The organism is Dietzia sp. CQ4 (assembly GCF_014145125.1).
GTDB classification, from domain to species: domain Bacteria; phylum Actinomycetota; class Actinomycetes; order Mycobacteriales; family Mycobacteriaceae; genus Dietzia; species Dietzia natronolimnaea.
On sequence record NZ_JAALDZ010000099.1, the window covers coordinates 1 to 8,268 of the forward strand.

Annotated in this window: 8 protein-coding genes; 5 read left to right on the forward strand and 3 right to left on the reverse strand. The window is 71.7% G+C overall.

What is annotated here, in order from left to right; genetic code table 11:
- Nucleotides 1-673 (forward strand): carboxyl transferase domain-containing protein (locus G6031_RS06610; RefSeq protein WP_277820075.1); only part of this gene is annotated, 673 nt, incomplete at its 5' end.
- A 63-nt stretch (nucleotides 674-736) separates the two neighbouring features.
- Nucleotides 737-2,656, forward strand: coding sequence for a propionyl-CoA synthetase (locus G6031_RS06615; protein ID WP_182652821.1), 1,920 nt, complete (start codon nucleotides 737-739; stop codon nucleotides 2,654-2,656).
- Nucleotides 2,657-2,789: 133 nt separating this feature from the next.
- Here the strand turns inward: G6031_RS06615 and G6031_RS06620 are convergent, their stop codons facing one another.
- From G6031_RS06620 to pdxH, 3 genes are all read right to left on the reverse strand, one after another.
- Nucleotides 2,790-3,146, reverse strand: coding sequence for an FKBP-type peptidyl-prolyl cis-trans isomerase (locus G6031_RS06620; RefSeq protein WP_179524671.1), 357 nt, complete (start codon nucleotides 3,144-3,146; stop codon nucleotides 2,790-2,792).
- A gap of 31 nt (nucleotides 3,147-3,177) precedes the next feature.
- Nucleotides 3,178-4,467 carry a citrate synthase gene (locus tag G6031_RS06625; RefSeq protein WP_179524670.1) on the reverse strand — a complete coding sequence of 430 codons (1,290 nt, stop codon included), beginning with the start codon at nucleotides 4,465-4,467 and terminating at the stop codon, nucleotides 3,178-3,180.
- Nucleotides 4,468-4,623: 156 nt separating this feature from the next.
- The gene (pdxH, locus tag G6031_RS06630) at nucleotides 4,624-5,289 is read right to left on the reverse strand and encodes a pyridoxamine 5'-phosphate oxidase (RefSeq protein ID WP_179524669.1); all 666 of its coding nucleotides are present in this window, start codon (nucleotides 5,287-5,289) and stop codon (nucleotides 4,624-4,626) included.
- An 89-nt stretch (nucleotides 5,290-5,378) separates the two neighbouring features.
- On the opposite strand from pdxH, the gene serC reads away from it, so the two are divergent.
- The 3 genes from serC to G6031_RS06645 form a co-directional block, all read left to right on the forward strand.
- Entirely contained in the window at nucleotides 5,379-6,503 is a 1,125-nt protein-coding gene (serC, locus tag G6031_RS06635) for a phosphoserine transaminase (RefSeq protein ID WP_182644947.1), read from the forward strand.
- A gap of 169 nt (nucleotides 6,504-6,672) precedes the next feature.
- A complete protein-coding gene (gene sepH / locus G6031_RS06640; RefSeq protein WP_179524667.1) occupies nucleotides 6,673-7,557 on the forward strand; it encodes a septation protein SepH in 885 nt (294 codons plus the stop codon).
- 8 nt (nucleotides 7,558-7,565) lie between these two features.
- The coding region (locus G6031_RS06645) for a hypothetical protein (RefSeq protein WP_182652822.1) at nucleotides 7,566-8,268 on the forward strand (703 nt) is incomplete at its 3' end.

Genomic DNA, 8,268 nt, shown 5'->3' on the forward strand with positions numbered 1-8,268 from the left:
CACGGGGCAGGGCGAGGACAGCGGGTCCCTGCTGCTGTCCCTCGCCCGGTTCCGGGGCCAGTCGGCCGTCGTGCTGGCCCAGGACCGTGACGCGGAGAACGAGACGAGCCCGCTCGGCCCGTCCGCGCTGCGGTCCGCGCGGCGGGGGATGCGGATCGCCGCCGAGGTCGGGGTCCCACTGGTCCTGCTCATCGACACCCGCGGCGCCGCGTTGTCCCGTGAAGCCGAGGAGGGTGGCCTCGCGGGCGAGATCGCCCGCAGCCTCGCCGATCTGGTGACGCTGCCCACCCCGACCGTCTCGGTGATCCTCGGCCAGGGCACGGGCGGTGCCGCGTTGGCGATGCTCCCGGCCGACCGGGTGTTGTGCGCCCGACACGGGTGGCTCGCCCCGCTCCCACCCGAGGGGGCGAGCGCGATCCTGTACCACGAGACCTCCCGGGCGCCCGAGGTGGCGCGGTCGCAGGGCATCACCTCGGCCGACCTCCTCCGCGCGGGGATCGTGGACGTGGTGGTACCCGAGCGACCCGACGCGGCGGACGAGCCGGACGCCTTCTGCGACCGGCTGGCCGACGCCGTCGCCGCGGCTCTGGTCGAGGTCCGGAGGCGTCCCCCCGAGCGGAGGTACGCGGAGCGGATGTCCCGCTATCGGGACCTCGGCCTGGGACTAGAGTGAAGCGCGTCACAGGCCGTCGGCGCTGATCGGGGGCTTCACTCCCGCACGAGAGGGGCTCACCCGATGTCGGACTCCACGACCTCGTCGACCTACGCCGAGGCCCACCGGCTCTCGATCACCGATCCCGACGCCTTCTGGCTGGAGGCCGCCGGGGGGATCGACTGGACCACTCCCCCCACCACGGCTGTCGACGGCTCGCGGCCCCCGTTCTACCGGTGGTTCCCCGACGGTGAGCTCAACACGTCCCACAACTGCATCGACCGTCACGTCGAGGCGGGACGCGGGGATCAGGCCGCGTTCATCTACGACTCGGCGGTGACCGGGGTCAAGGAGACCATCACCTACTCCCAACTGCTCGACCAGGTCGAGGCCTTCGCGGGCGCGCTCGCGGCCGAGGGCGTGGGGCGCGGGGACCGGGTCGTCATCTACATGCCGATGGTCCCGCGTGCCGCGGTCGCGATGCTCGCGTGCGCCCGCCTGGGTGCCGTCCACTCCGTGGTGTTCGGGGGCTTCGCGGCGCCGGAGCTGGCCATCCGGATCGACGACGCCCGGCCGAAGGTCGTGGTGACCTCGCCCGGCGGCATCGAGCCCACCCGCAAGGTCCCCTACTTCCCCATGGTCGCCAAGGCCCTGGAACTCACCCGTCACTCCCCGGGCGCCGTCATCGTGGCCGGTCGACCGGACCAGTTCCCGGACGAGACCTTCCCCGAGACACCGGGAACCACCTGGACCGACTGGGACCGGGCCATCGAGGCCTCGGAACCCGCCGCACCGGTCCCCGTCAGGGCGACGGACCCGCTCTACATCCTGTACACCTCCGGGACCACGGGGCTGCCCAAGGGCGTGGTCCGTGACAACGGCGGCCACGCTGTCGCGCTGGCGTGGTCGATGTGGAACGTCTACGGGGTCCGGCCCGGCGAGGTCTGGTGGACGGCCTCGGATGTCGGCTGGGTGGTCGGGCACTCCTACATCGTCTACGGGCCCCTGCTCGTCGGCGCGACGTCCATCATCTACGAGGGCAAGCCCGTCGGCACGCCGGACGCCGGCGCGTTCTGGCGGGTGCTCGCCGAGCACCGGGCCACCGCGCTGTTCACCGCGCCCACGGCCGTCCGCGCCATCCGCAAGGAGGACCCGGAGGGCCGCGAGATCGCCGGGTACGACCTGTCCGCCATGCGCACCCTGTTCTGTGCGGGCGAGCGGCTGGACCCGGACACCTACCGGTGGGCCACGGAGAAGCTGGACAAGCCCGTGGTGGACAACTGGTGGCAGACCGAGACGGGCTGGCCCATCGCCTCGAATCTGCGCGGGCTCGAGCCGATGCCGATCAAGGCCGGGTCCCCGACGGTGCCCGTGCCCGGGTACGACCTGCACGTCCTGGACTCCCGGGGCAACCCCCTCCCCGCCGGGGAGGAGGGCAACCTGGCGATCCGGTTGCCGATGGCGCCGGGCACCCTGTCGGGCCTGTGGGACGACGACGAGAGGTTCATCTCCTCGTACATGTCGGTCTTCGACGGGTACTACTCGACCGGGGACGGCGGGTACGTCGACTCCGACGGGTACGTCTACGTGATGGGCCGGACCGACGACGTGATCAACGTCGCCGGACACCGCCTGTCGACGGGCTCCATGGAGGCGGTGATCGCCACCCATCCCGCCGTCGCCGAGGCGGCCGTCATCGGGGTGAAGGACGAGCTCAAGGGTCAGCGGCCGGTCGGGTACGTGGTCCTCAAGTCCGGTCAGGTCCGCGACCCCGAGGAGCTGCGCGCCGAGTTGGTGGCGATGGTCCGCGAGGAGATCGGCGCGGTGGCCACCTTCCGCGACTGCACGGTCGTGCAGGGCCTGCCCAAGACCCGCTCGGGCAAGATCCTGCGCAAGACGATGCGGCAGATCGCGGACGGGCAGGAGAACGTCACCGTCCCGTCGACGATCGAGGACCCGGCCGTGCTCGACGCCCTCGCACCGTACCTCCGGCAGGAGGGGTAGTCGCCCGGACCGCCATCCGCGAGGGCGCGCCGGACGCCACCCGCGGTCGGGCGCGCGCGGGGCCCCGCACACGAGGACGCCCCGACTCCCGTGTGGGAGGTCGGGGCGTTCTCGAGTCGTCCGACGGGCCGGATCAGGCCTCGAGCAGGTCGATCACGAAGACCAGGGTCTTCCCTCCGAGGGGGTGCAGGGCCGCGGAGGTGCCGTACGCCTTGTCCGGCGGGATGACCAGCTGGCGGCGACCGCCGACCTTCATGCCCGGGATCCCCTCCTGCCAACCCTGGATGAGGCCGTTGAGGGGGAACGTGATGGACTCGCCGCGGTCCCACGAGGAGTCGAACTGCTCGCCGGTCTCGTAGTCGACACCGACGTAGTGGACGGTGACGTTGCCGCCGGCCACCGCCTCGGCGCCGTCCCCCACCGTGAGGTCCTCGCTGACGAGGTCAGTGGGCGCGGGGCCCGTCGGCCTGTCGATCTCGGGCTTGTCCATGGTGTCTCCTCCTGGAGTCCGGTTCCCGGGCTCAGCGCTGGCTGATCGGGGTGAAACCCCGCTCGGCCGGGCCCGTGTAGACCTGGCGCGGGCGGTTGATCTTGGTGGACGGATCCTCGCGCATCTCGCGCCAGTGGGCGATCCATCCGGGCATCCGGCCGAGGGCGAACAGGACGGTGAACATCTCGGTGGGGAAACCCATCGCGCGGTAGATGAGGCCGGTGTAGAAGTCCACGTTCGGGTAGAGCTTGCGCTCGACGAAGTAGTCGTCGGCCAGTGCCGTCTCCTCGAGCTTGAGCGCGATCTCGAGGAGGGGGTCGTTGCTCTGGGACAGCAGCGCGTGGGCGTGCTTCTTGGCGATCTGGGCGCGCGGGTCGTAGCTCTTGTAGACGCGGTGACCGAAGCCCATGAGCTTGACGCCGTCGACCTTGTTCTTGACACGGTCCATGTAGTCGGTCGCGTCCCCGCCCTCCGACTCGATCCGCTCGAGCATCTCGAGCACGGCCTGGTTGGCGCCACCGTGCAGCGGTCCGTACAGGGCGTTGATGCCGCCGGTGATCGAGGCGTACAGCGGCGCCTCCGAGGATCCGACCATGCGGACGGTCGAGGTGGAGCAGTTCTGCTCGTGGTCCGCGTGGAGCACCAGCAGCATGTCCAGGGCGTCGGCGACCTCGTCGGTGACCTCGTAGTCCGGCCCGAAGGTCATGCGCAGGAAGTTGCGGACGTACCCGAGCGAGGGATCCGGGTCGAGGGCGTCGTGACCGGAGCGGATGCGCTCGATGGCGGCGGCGAGCGTCGGGCCACGGCCCAGCAGCCGGGCGGTGGCCAGGTCGACGGCCTTGGGGTCGTCGATGTCCAGGTCGTCCCCGTGCGTGCCGAACAGGCTCACGCCGGCGGAGAAGACGGGCATCGGGTGGGTGTCGCGCGGGAACGCCTGCAGCAACGGCATCATCTGGCCGGGCAGCGCGGTCTCCCCGAGCACCTTCTCGGTGAACTCGGCGAGCTGGGCCTCGGTGGGATCCTCACCGTAGATGAGCAGGTAGGAGACCTCGAGGAACGAGGCGTTGTCGGCGAGCTGGTCGATCGGGTACCCGCGGTGGCGGAGGATGCCCTCGTTGCCGTCGATGTAGGTGATCGACGAGGTACACGCGGAGGTGTTGACGAACCCGACGTCCAGGGTGGTCATCCCCGTCTTGGCCAGCAGCGAACCCAGCTGCACCGCGTCGCTTCCGCAGGTCGCCTCCACCACATCGAGTTCGAGCTCACCGCCGGGGTAGGACAGTGTTGCATTGCGGTCCGAACCGTTCGAGCCTGCGGTCACGCGATTCCCTCTCCGACGACTGGTCCCGGCGGCCATGTCCCGCCACGAATGTGCTGTGCCACACCCTACCGTGACGGTCGCCGTCACTTCGAAGCGTGCACCGGTCCGCTCCCCCCGGGCCCCGTCCACCGGGCGCCGTCGGGGCTTCGGCGGGCGTCAGGGCTGCAGTCGCCGGACCGTCCACCCCCCGTCACCCCGGAGACACTCGACCCGGTCGTGGAACCGGTCCCGGCCCCCCTGCCAGAACTCGACGCGGTCCGGGCGGAGGCGGTACCCACCCCACCTGTCGGGCATCGGGATCTCCTCGACGTCCGCCAGGCGCTTCTCCGCGATCGCGTAGAGCGAGGTCAACTCCTCGACGGACTCCACCGGCTGCGACTGCTCGGACGCCCAGGCCGCCACCTGGGACCCCCTGGGGCGCGTACGCCAGTAGGCGAGGCAGTCCGCCCGGTCCAGCGGTCGGCACTCGCCCTCCACGTGGACCTGCCGTTCCACCACCAACCACGGGAACGTGGCCGACGCGTAGCCGGACTGCGCCAACTGCGCGCCCTTGCGCGAACTCGTCGTCGTGAAGAAGGTCAGACCCCGCTCGTCCGCCCCCTTGCACAGCACCGTCCGGGTCGACGGCCGGCGGTCGGCACCGACGGTGCCGAGCACCATGGCGTTGGGCTCGCGCACCCCCCGGCGCCCGGCCTCGTCCAGCCACGAGGCGAAGAGCGCGACCCAGTCGTCGTGCAGATCGCCCACGTCCAGGCTCGCGTTCAGGCCGTAGCCGACCCGCATCGTGTCGAAGTCGGCCGGTTCGAGTGCGGGATCCTCCATGACCCAGACGCTACTCCGGGCCCGACGCGCCCCCGACTAGGATGGAGCCGATTCGGAAATCCCACCACAAGGAACGGCACCCCAAGAGCATGAGCGATCAGCTGCCCACCATCCCCGCCGACCTCAAGCCCGCGGACGGGCGGTTCGGCTGCGGCCCGTCCAAGGTCCGCCCCGAGCAGATCGAGGCCGTCTCCGCCGCCGCCACCTCGGTGATGGGCACCAGCCACCGCCAGGCGCCGGTGAAGGACGTCGTCGGCCGGGTCCGCGAGGGACTGTCCTCCCTGTTCTCCCTCCCCGAGGGCTACGAGGTCGTGGTGGGCAACGGTGGCACCACCGCGTTCTGGGACGCCGCGGCGTTCGGCCTGGTCCGCGAGAAGTCCCTCCACCTGACCTACGGCGAGTTCTCCTCCAAGTTCGCCAAGGTCACCGGCGGCGCGCCCTTCCTCGCCGACCCGATCGTCATCTCCGCCGAGCCCGGGTCGGCTCCCGAGCCCACCTCGGACCCGTCCGTGGACCTCATCGGCTGGGCGCACAACGAGACCTCCACCGGTGTGATGGTCCCCGTGACCCGCCCGGCGGGCTCGGAGAACGCACTCGTCGCCATCGACGCCACCTCCGGAGCCGGCGGGTTGCCCGTCGACATCTCCGACGCCGACGTGTACTACTTCGCGCCGCAGAAGTGCTTCGCCTCCGACGGCGGCCTCTGGGTGTCCATCATGAGCCCGGCCGCCCTCGAGCGCGTGGCCGAGATCGCGGCCACCGACCGCTGGTGCCCGGACTTCCTGTCCCTGCCCACCGCGGTGGACAACTCCTCCAAGAACCAGACGTACAACACCCCGGCCGTGGCCACGCTGCTGATGTTCGCCGACCAGATCGAGTGGATGAACACCCAGGGCGGTCTGGACTGGTGCGTCGAGCGGACCCGGGACTCGTCCTCCCGCCTGTACGACTGGGCCGAGGCCAGCGAGTACGCCACGCCGTTCGTCACCGAGCCCGCCCACCGCTCGCAGGTCGTCGGCACCATCGACCTCGACGAGAGCATCGACGCCGCGAAGGTGGCCAAGACCCTGCGCGCCGGCGGCATCCTCGACACCGAGCCGTACCGCAAGCTCGGCCGCAACCAGCTCCGCATCGGGATGTTCCCGGCGATCGACCCCGAGGACGTCTCGCGGTTGACCCGGTGCATCGACCACGTGGTGGGGCAGCTCGGCTGACCCTCGGGCCGCGCACCCTTCCGGGCGCCCGCCCACGGTTTTTCCGCAGCCCACCCGGCCCGTCACCGCGCCGGGTGGGCTGCGCTGACCTACCATGGGGGGAACGCCCAGGACCCGGGCACGCGCCGTTCGAGCCGCCCACGGGCCCACGAGGAGTCGAGGAGGCGGTATGCGGAAGCTGAGGATCATCGGGGTGGACGCCGACTCGTCCGTGGTCGAATGTGAGCTCCCGGACTCGGGCGAGACGCTGGCCCTCCCCCTCGACGACAGGTTCCGCGCCGCCGCGCGGGGGGAGTCCCTGCCCACGGAGGAGTCCCGGCGGGTGCCCGTGACGGGCACGTTGCGCCCACGCGAGATCCAGGATCGTATCCGCCACGGCGCCTCCCCCGAGGACGTCGCCGCCGACGCCGGCGTCCCGATGTCCCGGATCGAGGGTTTCGCCGTCCCCGTGCTGCTCGAGCGCGCGAACGCCGCCGATCTCGCCCGGGCGTCCCACCCGGTCCTTCCGGACGGGCCCGCACTCGACACGCTCGCCGACCGGGTCGAGTCCGCACTCGATCATCGTGGGGTGGACCCGGACGTCGTCGCGTGGGACGCCTGGCGCGACCGCTCGGGCGGGTGGATCGTGCGGACCTCCTGGCCCGCCGGCCTGTCGGACGACGCCTCGGCGACCTGGTCGTTCGTCCCCGATTCCCACGGCGGGTCGGCCCGGGCGCTCGACGACGAGGCCCAGCGCATCCTCGACCCGTCCCGCGCCACGGCCCTGCGCACCGTCTCGTCCCCTCCACCGCTCCCCCCCGGCCCTCCTCCGATCCGCTCCGTGCCGGCCCCGGCCCGACCCGAGCGGAGGGAACCCGACCCCACCACGGTGGAGCAGTCTCACGCCCCGGCCGAGACCGCCCCGGCGTCCGCCCCGCCCGCCGCGGTGGGTTCCGTCGACGACCACTTCCTCCAGCACCCGCCGGCCGAACCCGAACGCCGCACCACCCGTCGGCATCCCACCATGCCCTCCTGGGAGGACGTCCTGCTCGGTGTCCGCGGTAAGGACGACTGAGTCCTGCCATGGGCCACCACGTCGCGACCTTCTGGTACCTGGGCACCGATGACCCGTCCGCCCCCATCAGGTCCGGCCACCCCTCGGACCCCGGTTTCGCCCGGCGTCTGCTCTCCCGCCTCTACCCGACCGTCACCGTCGCCTCGCTGGGCATGTTCCCCCTCAACCGCTCGGCATCGACCGGTCCCGGGGAGGTCTATGTCGGGTCGTACCCCGGGTTGACCGTTCTCCAGACCCAGCTCGAGCAGCCCGTCCTGCCGTCCGCGACCGACGAGACGTGGCTACGCCTCGTCGAGGCGCCCACGGTCCTGCTGTTCTCGCACGACCCCGACGACGGGGTCAGCGGGTTCGCCCGCTGGGAATCGGGCCGACTCGTGCGCTCGTTCGCCGGGGCCGACGACCGGATCGTCGAGGACGAGGGCATGCCTCTGCCGTTCGAACGGCCCTACTGGGCGGGTGAGTTCCCCCTGGACTCCGGGGCGGACACCCCGCTCGCCCTGCCCTTCGCGCCGTCATCGCTGCTCCACGCCGCCCACCGCGACTGGCTGGGGTTCGATCTCTCCCCGGGCGGCCTCGACGTCCCCGTGCACGGGTTCGCCACCGACGGCCGACGGGAGGTCCGCCAGCGCACCGCGCCCACGGGGGCCGCGGTCCACGTCGTGGGCTCCCCCGGTCGCGCCGAACTCCACGCCGCCAACACGCGCGACGCCG

Excerpts from the sequence above, each read along its gene's own strand:
- G6031_RS06615 (WP_182652821.1), top strand. The coding sequence starts at position 737 with ATGTCGGACTCCACGACCTCGTCGACCTACGCCGAGGCCCACCGGCTC.
- G6031_RS06620 (WP_179524671.1), bottom strand. The coding sequence starts at position 3,146 with ATGGACAAGCCCGAGATCGACAGGCCGACGGGCCCCGCGCCCACTGAC.
- pdxH (WP_179524669.1), bottom strand. The coding sequence starts at position 5,289 with ATGGAGGATCCCGCACTCGAACCGGCCGACTTCGACACGATGCGGGTC.
- serC (WP_182644947.1), top strand. The coding sequence starts at position 5,379 with ATGAGCGATCAGCTGCCCACCATCCCCGCCGACCTCAAGCCCGCGGAC.
- sepH (WP_179524667.1), top strand. The coding sequence starts at position 6,673 with ATGCGGAAGCTGAGGATCATCGGGGTGGACGCCGACTCGTCCGTGGTC.